This is a genomic window from Bradyrhizobium sp. 132 (genome assembly GCF_023074185.1).
Taxonomy (GTDB): domain Bacteria; phylum Pseudomonadota; class Alphaproteobacteria; order Rhizobiales; family Xanthobacteraceae; genus Bradyrhizobium.
Map to the genome: position 1 here is coordinate 1 of NZ_JADPKY010000192.1, position 590 is coordinate 590.

General features: G+C 61.5%; 1 protein-coding gene. It reads right to left on the bottom strand.

Annotated elements, in window-relative coordinates; all coding sequences use genetic code 11:
• Positions 1 to 41: 41 nt before the first annotated feature.
• Positions 42 to 590 (bottom strand): plasmid pRiA4b ORF-3 family protein (locus tag IVA74_RS40200; RefSeq protein ID WP_247353632.1); only part of this gene is annotated, 549 nt, incomplete at its 5' end.

Consider the following 590-nt stretch of genomic DNA (forward strand, 5'->3'; position numbering starts at 1 on the left):
GTAAGCGTAGCTCTGCAGCCCTTTTGAATGACGCTTGACGCCTATTTTGTTCGCGTGGCGCGTCGCCGCGGTATCCATGTGTCGGACAACGCGTTGACGGCGGCTTCGAGCGCCTTGCGGTCGACGACGTTGGGATCGAAGCGCTCCGGGCTCCAGAGGCGCATGTGTTCGTGCTCGGGATGGCTGGGGTCGCTGATGGCGGCGAGGTATTCGGCATAGCCGGGCGCACCGCCGACGTCTTCCGGAGGACAACGACCGGCGGCCTCGAGCAGGAAGGGAAGCCCCTCCGTCGTGGTGTTCTCGAACCATTTTTCGAGCTTGATCACATGGTCCCAGCTGTCGCCGAAGTCATAGAGATAGTGGATCGTGTTGGCGCCGGTCTCGCGAACGATATCGCAAAGCCGCGCTTTGCGGGCATCCATGGGCTGGTGGCCGTAATCGTTGTGGGGATCAGGAATCCCCCAACGGACCTCACCAGCGAAGAACTCGAAGAGGTGACTGTTCGTCCAGCCGAATGCCTCCTGAAGGGTCAGATGCAACCGATCAAGGCGCAGGGTGACGGGTACGACAAGGCGACGCATTACCTCCGG